Raw genomic sequence first — 16299 nt, 5'->3', positions numbered from 1 at the left:
AATGCGTATTGTGTCCATTTGTCCGAGTAATACAGAAATTCTTGATTATCTAGGTAGAGCCAATTTACTTGTTGGTGTAGATGATTTTTCTGACTGGCCACACGCAGTAAGAGAACTGCCTAAGGTCGGACCTGATTTATCAATTGACATGGATAAAGTTGCTGCATTAGAGCCAGATCTTGTGCTTGCTTCTTTAAGTGTTCCTGGAATGGAAAAGAATATCGAGGGACTGGAGGCATATCGGTTACCATATCTTATCCTTAATCCAAATTCATTACATGATATTGCAGAAGATATTGAAACAGTAGGTCATGCAATTGGCGAGTCTCAGCTCGGAATCAAGAAAAAAGCAGCTTTTCTCGATGAAATAGACCAGCTACGGCATGAAGGAGAAGCAGATGCTGACCGCCCCAAACTTTATTGGGAATGGTGGCCAAAGCCTGTCTTTACACCGGGTGCTGTTAATTGGCTAACAGAGATTAGTGAATTAGCAGGTGCCCAGAACATTTATGCTACCGAACAAGTGGCAAGCTTCCAGACCGAGTGGGAGGACGTAAAGGCAAGAGATCCAGATCATATTTGTATGGTGTGGGTTGGGATTAAAGAAGAAAAAATGAGACCAGAACTAGTTATGCAAAGACCTGGGTGGGACATGATGAGTGCAGTACAAAATAGAAACATTCACGTTTTAGAAGAATCGCTCTATTGTAGACCATCACCCCGATTACTGGAAGGCTTGAGAAAACTAGTGAAAATTTTATAAAGTGAAACTTCAATCAGTGGGTGTTAGCGTCCGTTTACTCCCACTTAAACATCACGGTTTCACTTCATGTTTTGAAGTGACAGTCTTACGGACGGTTGCACCGGGATAAATCAAACAAAGGCAAAAACGGGAGCATAACCTCGTTTTTGCCTTTGTTTTTACTTCAATCTTATAATCGGCGCTCTCTGCTTTTGTTACTACCCCCGAAAATCATGGTAATGATGGGGCTTGCTAAGCAGAAAAAGGCGAATGGTAAGTAACTTAATACTGGAACGCCGAGTACATCTGCGATAAAGACCCCACAAACACTCCAAGGTACTAATGGGTTGATTACAGTTCCTGCATCCTCTAGGGTTCGAGACAATGCTTTCCTTGGAAGGCCGACCTTTTCATAAAGGCTTTTATACGTTTCCCCCGTCAGCATAACGGATAAATATTGCTCCCCGACAAATACATTAACACCAATTGCGGTAGCGGCAGTCGAAATAATAATCGACCTGACCCGTTGGAGCCTCTCCTGTAGAGCTAATAGTATGCTTGGTATAATACCTGTCACAAACAATAAACCACCAAAGCCAAGAGCTAAAATAACAAGAGAAATGGTGAATAACATGCTGTTAATGCCACCCTTCGTCAATAGCTCATTTACCGGTTCAAAATTGGTAGAAGCAGTATAGCCACCGAACCAAATCCCCCAGATAGATCCCCATGGAATATGATGGACAAATCCTGCGATAAGGGTTGCTGTTATGCTACTAATCCCTAAGGAGAGAAACGCAGGTATCTTGAAAATAGTACAAAGTACAATGACAACAAGTGGTAACCATGATAGCCAATGAATTAAGCCAGTTCCTTGTAGTGCATTTTGATAATCTGTAGCACTTTGTAAGGAGATCGTTTCATTTGGTGAAAGAATGGCAAATAAAATAAATGCAATAATAAACGCAGGGATTGTCGTTAAACTAATATGTTTAATGTGTTCAAATAAATCTACGCCTACAATTGTAGAGGCAAGATTCGTTGTATCAGATAGAGGCGACATTTTATCACCGAAGAATGCCCCGGAAACAATAGCTCCTGCTGTAATGGCTAAGGAGGTATCCATTGCGCTAGCCATCCCGATAAAGGCAACCCCAATCGTAGCAGTTGTTGTTAAAGAGCTACCTAAGGACACCCCGACTATGGCAGTGACAGCAAAAACTATGGCGTAGAACCAAGTTCCACCTATAAATTGAAACCCAGTATTAATAAGTACAGGTATTGTACCGCTTATAATCCAACTGCTTATTAGTACACCAATAAGCAAGAATAAAAAGACTGCACCCATACCAGTACGGGCTCCTTCCACCATCCCCTCCTGAATATCTGAAAAGCTAATTCTCTTAATTAAACCGTATGTGATAAGTAAGAATATCCCAAGCAGAATAGGAATATGCGGTGAGCTTTCCAATTTAATAATAAAGAAGCTAATAAGTGAAATAAGAACAAGGAAAAAAAGTATGGATTCTATTAATGCTGGTTGATGTTTTGGTTTTATGGGAAACATGGTATATCCTCCTTTGTTTTTGTAATGGTTATGAAGATGACATCAGTCATCCTGATAAATAACGGTACGTCGTTCCTTCCTAGCTAAAATATTCCAAACGAACAAAAAAGCCTCGCCCCTGTAATAGGGACGAAGCTTTACTCCGCGTTACCACCCTGATTGCCAACACATGAGTGCTAGCCTCTCAACCTGACTATCCGCTCTATATGAATGTGTAATTCGATCTTTTTCTGCCAGGACTTACACCAACCGCCCCGTCTCTTTTTGCTGCCTAAAAAAGATTTACTTCGCATTCCGGATAAATTATTCTTTTTTCATTTGTAGATTACAATGACTATACATGCTGTAAATATCTTTTGTCAATAAAAAATTAAATCCTTTCTCAAAAGAAAATTATCCGATATAATAATTAGAATTATCATTCATAAAGGAGGCAAGAGATGTGGCAACAGATGCAGCGAACAGTGTAACAACGAGTACGAAAAAACAAATGATACATAAGGGGGTAGCTGCGGGCTTCCCGATCATGCTTGGATATCTACCAATTGCTATTACATATGGCGTACTTGCTAAACAAGCAGGAATGAGCTTAACGGAACTAACACTAATGAGTGTGATGGTTTTCGCTGGAGCAAGTCAATTTATGGGAGTAAATATGATTGCAGTTGGAGCGGGAGCATTAGAAATTATGATTGCTACATTTGTCTTAAACTTTCGCCATTTTGTCATGAGTTTATCGTTTATGAATCGAATGCGGGGTGTTGGTCTGCGATGGAAACTACCTTTATCTCTAGGACTGACAGATGAAACCTTTGCTGTATCTGCACTCCACCCAGACGAAGCAAAAGAGGAAAAGGGGTCTTGGTTTTATTTAGCGCTTATTTTAACAGCTTACTTTTCGTGGATTGGCGGCTCCTTTCTTGGTGGGGTACTTGGAGAAGTTATCCCAGATCAGCTAAGCCAGAGCATGGGGATCGCGCTATATGCAATGTTTATTGGCCTACTGATTCCTTCGGTTAAAAAGGAATGGAAGGTGGCAATCATCGCAATTATAGCCATGTTAATAAATGGCCTTTGTGTTGAACTTGGAATGAGCTCAGGCTGGGCAATCGTGCTAGGTACAATTATTGGCGGAATGAGTGGGATCTTTCTAATGAAGGAGGAAGAACAATGATACTTTTTATTTTACTTGGTATGGCAATCGTAACCATGATTCCCCGGATGATACCTGCATTTATCGTAGATAAGCTTCAGTTTCGAGATTGGGTAAATCGCTGGCTCAACGCTATTCCATACGCAGCCCTCGGGGCATTAATATTTCCAGGTATAATGACAATAAAACCCGATCAGCCACATGTTGGACTGATCGGGGGACTGGTGGCAATTGGGTTAGCCTATATTGGATTAAATGTCATATTAGTTGTTTTTGGCGCGATTGCAACGGTCTTTTTGCTTACTTTTTAATTTTCTTTTAATCATGTGTAAATATCATATTAGACTTATTGAAATGGCTCAATGTGAATATGCGCATGCCTAATATTATGCTCATTATAGAGATGCTGTTCAATTCTTACTGTAATGTCATGGCTTTCTTTTACATTTAAATGGGAATCAACAAGAATCGTTATATCGATGAATGGCTGATTCCCTAGTACTCTACCTTTAACATGTTTAACTGATTTAACATCCGGCTCCATCTCTACACTGGACCGGATTTTTTTTATTTGTTCCGTATCAAATCCATCTGTCAGGGAGTGTGTTGCATCTTTAAAGATATCCCAGGCCGTTTTACATATTATCAATCCAACCAGTAATCCTGCTAGAGGGTCAAGCCAAAATAGACCAAATTGGGCTCCAATTATCCCTACAAAAGCACCGATACTGACCAAGGCATCTGAACGGTTGTCCTGAGCCGCAGCATAGAGCGAACTGCTATTTATTTTTTTTGCCAGATTTGCATTGTATAGATAAACAAGCAACATAATGAATGCTGCACCTAGGGCTGTCCATGCTGTAACCATATCTGGCTTTAGGGAGTTTCCTTCCAATACATTTTTAATGGTACTGAAAATGACCTGTATCCCTACGAACATCATAACGAACGCGGCAAAAAGTGAAGCAATCGTTTCTGCGCGAAAATGGCCATAATGATGATTCTCATCAGGTGGTTTACGAGATATTTTTAATCCGATTAATACAGCAACTGATGCAATAACATCTGTTGAATTGTTAAGCCCGTCCGCACGAAGTGCATCTGAGTCCCCTGCATAGCCAATTATGAGCTTAAGTGTTGCTAGAAAAATATAAGCAAAAATACTAAGCCAGGCCCCTTTTTCTCCGCGCTTTAAGTTATCTGAATGGTTCATGAAATATCCTCCATTAATGGTTCTTTCGCTAGTACATAGTTTAACAAACCGCGTTATGGTGGGTCTAGAGAAACATTGAAGCATGAGGGTATATGTATTGCAAGCAGGGAAGTAAGTTTGCCAAAGCAAAAAATGAAAGGTCCTCTAACTACTGTTACCTAAACCAGAAAATTTATGTTTTTGCAAATAATAGTTGAAATTATTCTAAAAATTTAGGATAATAGAAAAAAGGAACAAGGGGGCTATTCCATGAAAAAGGAAAAGCTAATCTATAAATATAAACGATACGAAGGAAAAGTATCTTCAGCGAGAAAAGAGATACCATTTGAATTTAGGCTAACATCCCGAATGATCCTTGATGAAATTTGTTTTCAATATAACAAACAAATAATAGAAACGTCGATTAACCAAGCAATTGCAGATGATAACAAAGAGAAGTTTATGGAGAGCAGTGAAGCGTTTAAACAATTTATTTGGGAATAAGGGTTTTGAGTATTCTCCATTATTGAACGTGGGAAACACTACTATTAAATACACTAGCCGGACGATCCTTCCAAGTGAAATGTGGATTCGTTCGGCTAGTTATATTTTGTGGGGTATACCTTTAGGAGTTGTTAGCACCAATAAAATTTGGCCTTAGACAATTGGGTCACTGTATTTATTTTCTAGCCCTCGTTCTAATGGCAACCCTGTGTCATAGGAAATATTAGCAATCCTCCTCGATAATTCCATCGCAGTGCGTTCTTCTTGCTGCCAAAAATGTAGCACCTCTGATAAAATTTCTACTCCTTCTTCAAAACCTTCGTTATACAATGTAATAAAACTTTTGTTGCTTGCTTCTTTTGTAGCAGGATGATACCAGGTTGTGTTTTGAAGGTTTAAATAGTCAATGTTATCCCGTATTGGCCGATGTGAATAGGAAGATATTAGAGAATGAAATAATTTATTTTTCCAGCCATAAGGATCAGAGAGCAATTTTAGAGCAAAGCGCATATCCTTATAGGAAGCTTCAATATATCCTGGTTTCTGATCGGAAATATCTGGGTAATGCCTTTGTATTAAAGTGTTTAGAAGTTCGCTAATTTCCTTTTTAAAATTTGCTCCAACATCGATCTCTTTATAAACAGGCATTTTCCATGTCTTTTGATTCAGATACTTTTCCATCATAGCAGTATCAATTCGTATCTCCAGCTTTTGATGCTTACTTCCTTCATAACCTGCTCGGTAATGGATATACGGGTGGGTGTTTCGATCAAGGATATGATGTGTTACAAAGCCAAATACATAGGCACGCATTTCTTCGCTGCCTCGTTTAGCTTCTGTAATAAGGTCCATTAGAAAAGCCCCACAATTCTTCGTATGTAATGCCATACCTACTTCATGGACAGGCTCCTCCTTGACCCAAGGCCAGAAGTTATAATAGAAAAAAGGATCAGGGCCCTGCGCACCCAACTTCATATATTCCTTATGTTTTAGAAAAGCTAGAGGCTCCTCAATGGCATCTACAACTTGTTCGCAAAATAGAATATGTGTCCAACTGTTTGGCATACAAAAAACTCCCTTTTTACCGATTTAGCTTAGATACTTCCAATAAAGTGAAACTTCAATCAGTGGGTTTTCATTCTTCCCCCACTGATTGTTCGTTGAACGAATCGGGGTGTTAGCGTCCGTTTACTCCCACTTAAACATCACTGTTTCACTTCATGTTTTGAAGTGGGAGTCTTACGGACGGTTGCATCGGGATAAATTAGCCTGTTTTATCGTTCGTCTTTATAATCAGTATAAAAGAAAACGAACGAAAAAGGGAAACTGTTTTACTATATTTTCACGTCTCACCTTTTTGTTAACGCTTTTTTTCTTCTGAAAATTTGGTACAATGGAGGAAAGATGAATTGATTAATGCATACATAGGGGAGGAAGAATAAACATGGATTACCGTATAGAAAAAGATACTATTGGCGAAATAAATGTACCAGCTGATAAGTTCTGGGGTGCTCAAACACAACGAAGCAAGCAAAACTTTCCTATTGGAAATGAGAAAATGCCAACTGAAATTGTTAAAGCGTTTGCTATATTAAAAATGAGTGCAGCTAAGGGCAACCATGACCTTGGTTTAATGGAAAAGGAAAAAGCTGAAGCAATTGCTTATGCAGCACAAGAGGTAGTAGATGGGAATCTTAATGATCATTTTCCACTTGTAGTTTGGCAGACAGGAAGTGGAACGCAATCAAATATGAACGTCAATGAAGTTATTGCCTTCGTGGGGAACAAATGGCTAAAAGAAAAAAATAGTGACCTTGTCTTGCATCCTAATGATGATGTAAATAAATCACAAAGCTCGAATGATACATATCCTACAGCCATGCATATTGCATCTGTCTTAAAAATGGAGGATACTGTGTTACCAGCTGTAAAACAGCTTAAATCGACCCTGAAGGAAAAAATGGAACGATTCCATGATATCGTCAAAATTGGACGTACACATCTTCAGGATGCAACACCATTAACACTTGGCCAGGAAATTAGTGGATGGCATCGCATGCTTGAGAAATCGGAACGAATGATTGAAGAAAGTACAACCTATTTAAAGGAACTTGCAATAGGTGGAACTGCTGTCGGGACGGGACTGAATGCCCATCCTGAATTTTCTCAGCGTGTTTGTGAAAAAATCAATCAATTTACCGGGAAAGATTTTATTTCAGCGCCAAATAAGTTTCATGCGCTAACAAGTCATGATGAAACTGTATATGCACATGGTGCCCTAAAAGCACTTGCGGCTGATATCATGAAGATCGCTAATGATGTACGCTGGCTTGCAAGTGGACCGCGCTGTGGAATTGGTGAGATTACAATTCCTGCAAACGAACCAGGAAGCTCCATTATGCCTGGTAAAGTAAACCCTACACAAAGCGAAGCTGTAACAATGGTTGCTGCACAAGTAATGGGGAATGATGCTACAATTGGCTTTGCAGCAAGTCAGGGGAATTTTGAATTAAATGTATTTAAGCCAGTTATTGCCTATAATTTTCTACAATCCTGCCAGCTTCTAGCAGACAGTATTCTTTCCTTTGATGAGAGATGTGCTAGCGGAATTGAAGCAAATGAAGAGGAAATAGCAAAATATCTAAATGATTCTCTAATGCTTGTTACGGCACTAAATCCGCATATAGGGTATGAAAATGCTGCTAAAATTGCTAAAAAAGCATTCGCAGATAATGCCACGTTAAAAGAAACGGCAGTTGCTTCCGGATTGCTGACCGAAGAAGAATTTGATAAGTATGTAAACCCAGCTGATATGACTGGACCAAGATAAGCTAAATAGAGACGAGAAACCCTAATGCCTCGGCATTAGGGTTTTTTTAAATAGCGTTCATAACGTAAGTGGAAACTACCCTACAATTTACCAATTAAAAGAAGTAATAAGTTAGGCAGATCTGCTCACACTATAATTACAGGAGGTGATAAACAATGGCTAACAACAACAATTCAAACCAATTGCTTGTACCTGGTGTACAACAAGCACTAGATCAAATGAAAACTGAGATTGCTCAAGAATTTGGCGTTAACTTAGGTGCAGATACAACTTCACGTGCTAACGGTTCTGTAGGTGGAGAAATCACCAAGCGTCTTGTACAAACTGCTCAGCAACAAATGAATGGACAACAATTTTAATATGAATGGTATGAGGGAAAAGCGCTGCTTTTCCCTCTTTAATTTGTATTTAAAACAGGGAGCAGACCTGCTGCTCCCTGTTCTACGTATTATAATTTAATTCTTGCTTCACTATCGGCATCAAAGAAATGAGCACTGTTCATATCAAATGCCAATTCCATCTCTTGACCGCCTTGTATGTCTGTACGGGAGTCAACTCGTGCAACGAAATCCTGATCAGCTACTTTAGAGTATAAGTAGGATTCTGCACCCATTAGTTCGGCTACATCGATAGTCGCGTTAATTTTGCTTCCTGGAGTAGATGAGATAAAAATAGGTTCATCATGAATATCTTCAGGACGCACACCAAGGATAATATCTTTACCAATGTATTTTTGATCACGTAAACCTTTCAACTTTCCTTCAGGTATTTTTATTTTTACATCACCCATTTGAAACTCAGTCTCAGTTAGTTTACCTGAGAAGAAGTTCATAGAAGGTGAGCCAATAAAGCCACCAACGAAAACATTTTCCGGATTGTCATATACATCTTTTGGAGCCCCAACTTGCTGGATAATACCGTCTTTCATTACAACAAGTCTTGTCGCCATCGTCATTGCTTCTGTTTGGTCATGCGTTACATATATTGTAGTTGTTTGCAGACGCTGATGTAATTTCTGAATTTCAGCACGCATTTGTACACGTAACTTAGCATCAAGGTTTGATAAAGGCTCATCCATAAGGAATACTTTAGCATCACGCACGATTGCACGACCAAGTGCAACACGTTGGCGCTGACCACCTGATAGAGCTTTTGGCTTACGATCTAGATATGCTTCTAAGCCTAGAATTTTTGCTGCGTTTTTAACACGCTTTTCGATTTCATCTTTTTTAAATTTACGAAGTTTCAAGCCGAAAGCCATATTGTCATATACGTTCATATGTGGGTAAAGTGCATAGTTCTGGAATACCATTGCAATATCCCTGTCTTTTGGAGCCACATCATTCATTTTCTTTTCATCTATAAATAGAGAACCGTCTGTTATTTCTTCAAGCCCAGCGATCATACGAAGGGTTGTAGACTTACCGCAACCTGATGGTCCAACAAAGACGATAAATTCCTTGTCTTTTATATGTAGATTAAAATCCTCTACTGCTACCACTTTTTTATCGTATGACTTTTGGATGTGTTCTAGTTTTAATTCAGCCATTCTATTCCCCTCCATTTTTGAAAACGCTTTATTATCTTTATTATAGAAAAAGTCTGTCCGTATGAAAATGGCAAATATGCACAAAGATCTACTTATCCTTTGTGCATGTTTGCCAGTAATGCTATATAAACAGCCATTGCCTCTCGAAAATCACGAACATCAATGCCGGTTTTTTCTATAAATTTATCCAAACGATACTGCAGGCTGTTACGGTGCATATATAGCGTTTTAGCAGCAACAGAGACATTTAGATTACATTGAATAAAAGTTTCAATTGTTTGGAGAATGTCTTCATCATCTGAAAATTCTTGTAGAATTGCATTCGAGAGCTCTTTACGAAAGCTTTCGTTTGTTTGATCAACCAATAAAAATGGGATGGATTCAGAGAAGGATAACACAGACTTGTCTGAGTATGTGAAAGCTGTACGTGCACTTGAAAGTATCGAGCTATAATGTTCTCCCGTATTGGTTAATTGTTGTGTATAAGGTCCAGCAAAAAAGTGAATATTGACATACAAATCGCTCATGAGGACATCAATAATCTGTTCATATGAAATGCTTTCATCATCATTCTCAGCTTTCTCTTCAATGATAATTCCTTCCTGCTCGTTCTCCCAAAGTATCGGCACAGGAGAAGAGAAAAATTCATAGAGCGATTCTTTAAATGATTGAGGATCCATTTGATCTTCTCTAATAGAGAAATAAACAAAGCGAAAAGGGCAGGCCGTGACATTGCCAGATGCGTCATCTGTTTCAATTATATTTCTCCATTTTTTTTCGGCCTCTGTAAGCGCGGGAAAACTTGCTTGGTATGGTGTGAGAAATGCCGACAGAAGAGTGAGGTCCCTACCTGACAGCTCCTCCTTCAGTATGCCAATCACTTGATCTTGTTCGAACCGAAACCACCTGTAGTTTTCTTCATTAGCTTCTTTTTTGTTTAAATTTTGGTGAAAAATAATGGATGGAAAAATGTTTTGTAGCTGCTCTAACATATGAAAACCTCTTTCTCATGACCTTGTTATAATTATAGCAATGATAACATGATTAAAAAATAAATTATTGGATTTTTGCCTCATCTTTCTATCGCTATACATGAAACTAATCGTTTGTTATAGTAGGTAGAGTAAGAAAATCGGAGGAGGATTTATTTTGCCTAACATTTATGACAGTGCGTATGACTTAGAAAAAGCGATACGTGAAAGTGAAGAATTTAAGAGCTTAAAACTTGCATATGATGCAGTAATGAATGATGCAACTGCAAAGCAAATGTTCGATAATTTCCGTGATACCCAAATGGCTTTACAGGAGAAACAAATGCAAGGTCAGGAAATTACAGAGGAAGAAGTTGAGAAAGCTCGTCAGGTTGTTGAGCTTGTCCAACAGCATGAAGACATCTCTAAATTAATGGAAGAAGAACAACGATTAAATACGGTAATTAATGATGTAAGTCGCATTATTACGAAGCCATTAGAAGAATTATATGGCGCGCCTGAGGATACGCAACAATAATTTTATATCGATAAAAAGCCCACAATTTTGTGGGCTTTTTTTACGTAAAAATTTTATCAAGTAAGCAATGAAAATTTTAAAGTCGCAGCTATGAAAAACGTACATATTGATTAAAGAACGAGACTTGCGAGTTTTTCTAAGTCGGGAAGCAGGAAGTTGCATCCTGAATGGCGAAGGAGATAGAAAGACTTTTAAAAGGGGATGGAATGATGAAGTATGTAGTAATGGAGGAAAAGGGCGATATTACTCATATCTCTTTAGACCGTGCAACAAAATACAACGCTTTAAATAAAGAGATGTTGGAGGAGCTCGTGGTTGCAGTTAAGCGTGCTAAGAATAGTAAAGCGAAGGTGATTGTTTTATCAGGGAAGGGAAGCGCTTTCTGTTCTGGGGGAGATATTCGTATGATGGAAGACTTTTCAGATAAGATGTTTTTTGATGGGGTCATGGGATCCATTAAAGAATTAGTGATGGAATTATATACGATGCCTAAAATCGTTATTTCTGCTATCCATGGAGCTGTTGCAGGCTTAGGACTTAGTATTGCACTAACGGCTGACTATGTCGTCACGCAACGAGACGCAAAATTAGGCATGCTATTTATCGGTATAGGGTTGCTGCCAGATGGAGGCGGTCATTTCTTTTTACAGCAACGAATCGGAATTCAAAGAGCGAAACAATTTACTTGGGGGATGCAACAAATTGATGGACAACAAGCAAAGGAGATAGGTTTAGTGGATATGTTATCAGATGAGCCGGCGATAGATACAGCAAATGGTCTGGCAGAAAAACTACTTAAATCCCCGCTAATTGCTATGCTAAAGACAAAAGAGCTATATCATTCTCGTGAAAAAGAAAGTCTCGCCTCCTTTTTAGCTGATGAACAACAAGTACAGTGGGAGCTTAGGCAAACACAAGACCATCAAGAAGGTGTGCGAGCCTTTTTAGAGAAAAGAAAACCAGTTTTTAAAGGAGAATAAAGACCAACAGTCTAGAACTGTTGGTCTTATTACAATAATGTGGAAAATTTATCGGTGAAATAGAATTAGCTTTGCTTCTGGTGTGACACATCGATACGTGTGTTCCTGGAAGCCGGCTTCCTCTAATCTTGCCTGCCCAACAGTTTTTGCTTCATCGTCTGTTGGAGCGGTAAATGATTCATCTAACAGTTTCTCACCGGATTGATCAAATACAGTTAAAGCATAAGTACGCATTTTTTAAGTCCCTCCCTATGTATTGAACGTCTTTTACTTATATTCTGTATATACCCTAAAAATCCTTTTTTGCACATAGGATAACAAAAGGTTTTGAACTCGATAAATTAACGTAAGAAAAGAGTATAGGAATAGGGTTATTCGCACGACTATACAATATACCTTTCACTAAGTATATAGAATCAATGTTTCTTTAAGGGGGAAATGAAAATAGCAGTTGTCAGGGTACCCCCGTCTATGCTATTATATCGATGAGCGATATATCGTGTTGCGATGTATTTGCCGAATTTAAAGATGATTTTTGCAAAAGTAAAATCATTGAAACAATACATTGAGAAAAAACGTACTACTTAGTAGAGGGGGAATGAAAGGTGACACTTGTATTAAAAAATGTAACAAAACAGTTTGGCAGTCATAAAGCTGTGGATAACCTTTCTCTGGAAATTCCGGAAAGTGAAATGTTCGGGTTTTTAGGAGGGAATGGAGCAGGTAAGACAACAACCTTCCGAATGATCCTTGGTTTGCTTGATCGGACCGATGGTGAAATCTCCTGGAATGGGGAGAGAATTAATTATGGTAAAAGCCATCTTATTGGGTATCTACCTGAAGAGAGGGGTCTATATCCAAAGCTAACAGTTAAAGATCAGCTTATTTATTTGGGGAAATTACGTGGTATGAATAAAAGCGGCGTTGTGAAAGAATTGGAAAGCTGGTTGGAACGTTTTAAGGTTCCGGAGTACATGAATAAAAAGGTAGAAGAGCTTTCCAAAGGAAACCAACAGAAAATCCAATTTATTTCTGCTATCATCCACAAGCCAAAATTATTAATCTTAGATGAGCCTTTTTCAGGACTGGATCCAGTCAATGTTGAAATGTTAAAAGAGGCTGTAGTTGATTTAAAAGAAAAAGGCACCTCGATTGTGTTCTCATCACATCGAATGGAACATGTTGAAGAACTATGTGAACATCTATGTATTTTACATAAAGGGAAACCAGTTGTTCAAGGTTCTCTAAGGGATATCAAGCGCTCCTTTGGTAGGAAAAACCTCATCATCCGTGGAGACGAGGATTTTGCTTTTCTAAAAGATCATCCTGGTGTGATCAGCTACAAAAAATACATGGATGGCTGTACAATTCAAATTGAAAACGAAGACGTTTCACAAACAATTTTCTCTGTTCTTCAAGGAAAAGGCTTTATCCGCAAATTTGAATTAGAAGAGCCATCGCTGAATGATATATTTATTGAGAAGGTTGGTGCATCTTATGAGTAAATTCTGGATTATTATGTCCCATACCTATATGAGTCGAATTAAGACAAAGTCTTTTATTATTAGTACCGTGATTACACTTTTATTCATTGTCGCAGCTACGAACTTCCAAACGATTATTGATGCATTTTCTGATGGTGAGAATGACCAGTTTGCAATAATTGATGAATCAGGAGAACTTTATGAACCACTGCAACAAGGAGTACAGGCGGCAAATGAAGAAATAGATGTATTTTTATTTGATGGTTCAGAGGAAGCTGCGAAAGATGCAGTACAGGATGAAGAGTATCAAGCATTAATTGTCTTATCTTTAAATGAAAATGGCTTACCCGAAGCGAATTACTATGCAAACAACATTTCTGACTCGGGTAATAAAGCCTTTATCCAGCAACAAATGCAGCAAATAAAAGTAGCTTATGCCACACAGCAACAAGGTGTTGACCAGTCGACACTCGCAGAAATTTCGGCACCGGTTACCTTTAATGCTGTGGCACTTGATACATCGGCTAAAACAGATGAAGAGTTGAGTCAAGCAAGAGGGATAGTTTATGTCATGTTATTTTTACTTTACATGGCTGTCATTACTTACGGAAATATGATCGCAACAGATGTCGCCACAGAAAAGTCCTCACGCGTCATGGAAATCCTTGTGTCGAGTGCTCCCCCGGTAACGCATATGTTTGCCAAAATAATTGGTATTGCGCTTCTAGGCCTAACACAGGTCATTCTATTCCTTGGAGTCGGGTACGCGATGATCCAAGCTAATCAGGATAATATGACTGGCGGGTTTTTCTCGGTCTTTGGGTTAGGTGATGTGTCCATCTCTGTGTACATTTATGCTATCGTATTTTTTGTTCTAGGCTATTTGCTTTACGCAACATTAGCAGCAATGCTCGGTTCGCTTGTTAGCCGAATAGAGGATGTACATCAACTAATCATGCCAATGATCTTTTTAATTATGATTGCATTCTTTATTGCTATATTTGGTCTAAATGCACCTGAATCAGAATTAATCAAAATTACGTCGTTTATTCCATTCTTCTCACCAATGATCATGTTCTTAAGAGTGGGAATGCTCGATATTCCAATTTGGGAAATCGCACTATCTATTGGCATTCTTATAGGCACCATCGCGTTATTAGCAATAATTGGAGCTCGTGTATACAAAGGCGGCGTTCTGATGTATGGAAAATCAAGTTCATTAAAGGACTTCAAAAAGGCGCTGGCCTTGTCGAAAAAAGAATAGCTACGAGCTACCTAGTCATGTTCAAGCTATATGAGAGCGGGTTCGAATTTTAAAGTGAAATTCGAATTCGCTCGTTTTTTGTGAAGTTTTATCTTGTCAGCACCATCGCCCGAGAACGAGAGAACATCACCCCAGAGCGAGAGAGCATCGCCCGAGAGCAGGAGAATATCCCCCGAGAGGAAGTCAGCATAACTCGAGTCCTTTATTTCTAAACGTTATTATACGCTTATGAAGGTAATAGAACGTGCATTCTGTTTAGGGGTTTGCTAAAATAGAAGACGAGGTGAAAAGATGAAAAGCATTAGGTTCCTTCACGCAGCAGATCTGCACTTAGACAGTCCGTTTATAGGGCTGGCGCATGCGCCAAAGTCAGTTCTTGATTCTATAAGAGAAAGCACATTCCTTGCACTTGATAACCTTGTGCAGACAGCTATTGAAAAACAAGTCGATTTTGTATTAATTACCGGAGATTTGTTTGATAATGAAAAACAGAGTTTAAAAGCACAAATTCGCTTAAAGAAGGCTTTTGAGTTACTCGCTTCGCAAAATATTATGGTTTATTTATCTTATGGCAATCATGATTACATAAAAGGAAATATCCATCCGATTACTTATCCAGATAATGTATGTATCTTTCCAGATGAGCAGGTGAGATCTTTTGTTCATTATAAGGAAGGTCAATCGGCTGCAAAAATATATGGATTCAGTTATGAAAATAGGGCGGTTACAGAGGGCAAGGCTGGTGAATATATGATATCGGACACTACAATTCCCTTTCATATCGCGATGTTGCATGGCAGTATACAGTCGAATACAGACCATGACATGTATGCGCCTTTCCAACTAAGTGAACTGGTGGAAAAGGATTTCCATTACTGGGCACTGGGGCACATACATAAGCGGCAAGTACTGAAGGAATCCCCTCCTGTTATATACCCTGGTAATATACAAGGGAGGCACCGTAAGGAAACAGGTGAGAAAGGCTGCTATATTGTTGAGTTATCAGCATCCTCGTGCGAAACGCAGTTTATCCCCCTTCAGGCAATCCAGTTTTCCAAGCTATCAGTTAATGCTACTGCCTGTTCAGAAATTCATCAGCTGGAACAAGAAATCCAGAAAGCCTGCCGTCAATTAGTGAAGGAGCTTCCACAAATGGTTGATCTTTCTATTGTCGGAGACCAGAAAAGATTAGCTGCATGGGAACAGGAAGGTTTATTAGAGGAAGTAATTGAAATCTCTAATGCTTCCATGCAATCAGAGTTGCATTGGTGTCACATATTCCGTTATCGTCCGGAAGTTGACTATAGTACGATTGACCCTTTCTTATATGAAGGGGACCACTTCATAGGCGAGTTAGTCAGACAAATAGAGGAGGCGTCCATTCAGCCTTTCCTCAACGATTTATATAAACAGAAACAGGCAAGAAAATACGTTGAAACATTATCAAAGGAAGAAGCGGAACAAATTAAAAGTGAAGCTCAACATATTTTGATCAAAGGTTTAATGGAAGAATGAGGTGAGAAGA

Annotated in this window: 17 protein-coding genes; 11 read left to right on the top strand and 6 right to left on the bottom strand. The window is 38.9% G+C overall.

Translation table 11 applies throughout. The features are described from left to right. Position 1: 1 nt before the first annotated feature. Positions 2-763: a cobalamin-binding protein gene (locus AC6CHS_RS13830; RefSeq protein ID WP_498236944.1), complete on the top strand. Its 762-nt coding sequence runs from the start codon at positions 2-4 to the stop codon at positions 761-763. Positions 764-932: 169 nt separating this feature from the next. On the opposite strand, the gene nhaC is transcribed toward AC6CHS_RS13830, so the two are convergent. Then, positions 933-2309, bottom strand: coding sequence for a Na+/H+ antiporter NhaC (gene nhaC, locus AC6CHS_RS13825; RefSeq protein ID WP_498236942.1), 1377 nt, complete (start codon positions 2307-2309; stop codon positions 933-935). A gap of 490 nt (positions 2310-2799) precedes the next feature. On the opposite strand from nhaC, the gene AC6CHS_RS13820 reads away from it, so the two are divergent. Both AC6CHS_RS13820 and AC6CHS_RS13815 read left to right on the top strand, forming a co-directional pair. Beyond that, complete coding sequence (locus AC6CHS_RS13820) at positions 2800-3483, top strand: AzlC family ABC transporter permease (protein ID WP_498237348.1); 684 nt, start codon at positions 2800-2802, stop codon at positions 3481-3483. Then, complete coding sequence (locus tag AC6CHS_RS13815) at positions 3480-3773, top strand: AzlD domain-containing protein (RefSeq protein ID WP_498236940.1); 294 nt, start codon at positions 3480-3482, stop codon at positions 3771-3773. Before AC6CHS_RS13820 ends, AC6CHS_RS13815 begins: the two co-directional genes overlap by 4 nt. A gap of 35 nt (positions 3774-3808) precedes the next feature. Here the strand turns inward: AC6CHS_RS13815 and AC6CHS_RS13810 are convergent, their stop codons facing one another. Continuing rightward, positions 3809-4675 (bottom strand): cation diffusion facilitator family transporter, encoded by an 867-nt coding sequence (locus AC6CHS_RS13810; RefSeq protein WP_498236938.1) that lies wholly within the window; start codon positions 4673-4675, stop codon positions 3809-3811. 249 nt (positions 4676-4924) lie between these two features. Between AC6CHS_RS13810 and AC6CHS_RS13805 the strand changes: the two genes are divergently transcribed. Further along, on the top strand, positions 4925-5158 hold the full coding sequence (locus tag AC6CHS_RS13805; protein ID WP_106896241.1) for a hypothetical protein: 234 nt from the start codon (positions 4925-4927) through the stop codon (positions 5156-5158). A gap of 153 nt (positions 5159-5311) precedes the next feature. On the opposite strand, the gene AC6CHS_RS13800 is transcribed toward AC6CHS_RS13805, so the two are convergent. Continuing rightward, positions 5312-6223, bottom strand: a complete 912-nt coding sequence (locus AC6CHS_RS13800) for a zinc dependent phospholipase C family protein (RefSeq protein WP_498236936.1) — start codon at positions 6221-6223, stop codon at positions 5312-5314. Positions 6224-6602: 379 nt separating this feature from the next. Between AC6CHS_RS13800 and fumC the strand changes: the two genes are divergently transcribed. Beyond that, positions 6603-7988, top strand: a complete 1386-nt coding sequence (gene fumC / locus AC6CHS_RS13795; protein ID WP_498236934.1) for a class II fumarate hydratase — start codon at positions 6603-6605, stop codon at positions 7986-7988. A 155-nt stretch (positions 7989-8143) separates the two neighbouring features. Next, complete coding sequence (locus tag AC6CHS_RS13790) at positions 8144-8347, top strand: alpha/beta-type small acid-soluble spore protein (protein ID WP_058951323.1); 204 nt, start codon at positions 8144-8146, stop codon at positions 8345-8347. Between the two features lie 89 nt (positions 8348-8436). On the opposite strand, the gene AC6CHS_RS13785 is transcribed toward AC6CHS_RS13790, so the two are convergent. Both AC6CHS_RS13785 and AC6CHS_RS13780 read right to left on the bottom strand, forming a co-directional pair. Beyond that, on the bottom strand, positions 8437-9537 hold the full coding sequence (locus tag AC6CHS_RS13785; protein WP_498236932.1) for an ABC transporter ATP-binding protein: 1101 nt from the start codon (positions 9535-9537) through the stop codon (positions 8437-8439). A 92-nt stretch (positions 9538-9629) separates the two neighbouring features. Continuing rightward, positions 9630-10529, bottom strand: a complete 900-nt coding sequence (locus AC6CHS_RS13780; RefSeq protein ID WP_498236930.1) for a PucR family transcriptional regulator — start codon at positions 10527-10529, stop codon at positions 9630-9632. 157 nt (positions 10530-10686) lie between these two features. Here AC6CHS_RS13780 and AC6CHS_RS13775 point away from each other — a divergent pair, with 157 nt between their 5' ends. Both AC6CHS_RS13775 and AC6CHS_RS13770 read left to right on the top strand, forming a co-directional pair. After that, a complete protein-coding gene (locus AC6CHS_RS13775) occupies positions 10687-11046 on the top strand; it encodes a YlbF/YmcA family competence regulator (RefSeq protein WP_036574100.1) in 360 nt (119 codons plus the stop codon). 167 nt (positions 11047-11213) lie between these two features. Further along, the gene (locus AC6CHS_RS13770) at positions 11214-12026 is read left to right on the top strand and encodes an enoyl-CoA hydratase (RefSeq protein WP_498236928.1); all 813 of its coding nucleotides are present in this window, start codon (positions 11214-11216) and stop codon (positions 12024-12026) included. Positions 12027-12074: 48 nt separating this feature from the next. Here AC6CHS_RS13770 and AC6CHS_RS13765 read toward each other — a convergent pair whose 3' ends face one another. After that, positions 12075-12260, bottom strand: coding sequence for a YhzD family protein (locus AC6CHS_RS13765; RefSeq protein ID WP_498236926.1), 186 nt, complete (start codon positions 12258-12260; stop codon positions 12075-12077). Positions 12261-12631: 371 nt separating this feature from the next. Here AC6CHS_RS13765 and AC6CHS_RS13760 point away from each other — a divergent pair, with 371 nt between their 5' ends. The 3 genes from AC6CHS_RS13760 to AC6CHS_RS13750 all read left to right on the top strand — a co-directional run bounded on the left by AC6CHS_RS13760 (position 12632) and on the right by AC6CHS_RS13750 (position 16289). Further along, a complete protein-coding gene (locus AC6CHS_RS13760; RefSeq protein ID WP_498236924.1) occupies positions 12632-13531 on the top strand; it encodes an ABC transporter ATP-binding protein in 900 nt (299 codons plus the stop codon). Beyond that, entirely contained in the window at positions 13524-14774 is a 1251-nt protein-coding gene (locus AC6CHS_RS13755; protein WP_498236922.1) for an ABC transporter permease, read from the top strand. The genes AC6CHS_RS13760 and AC6CHS_RS13755 overlap by 8 nt, the downstream gene beginning before the upstream one ends. A gap of 291 nt (positions 14775-15065) precedes the next feature. Continuing rightward, positions 15066-16289 (top strand): metallophosphoesterase family protein, encoded by a 1224-nt coding sequence (locus AC6CHS_RS13750; protein ID WP_498236920.1) that lies wholly within the window; start codon positions 15066-15068, stop codon positions 16287-16289. Positions 16290-16299 lie beyond the last annotated feature (10 nt).

The organism is Oceanobacillus sp. GQ8, assembly GCF_059758495.1.
Note: the sequence above shows the minus strand (reverse complement) of the source record. Positions and strands in the feature narration are given on the sequence as shown.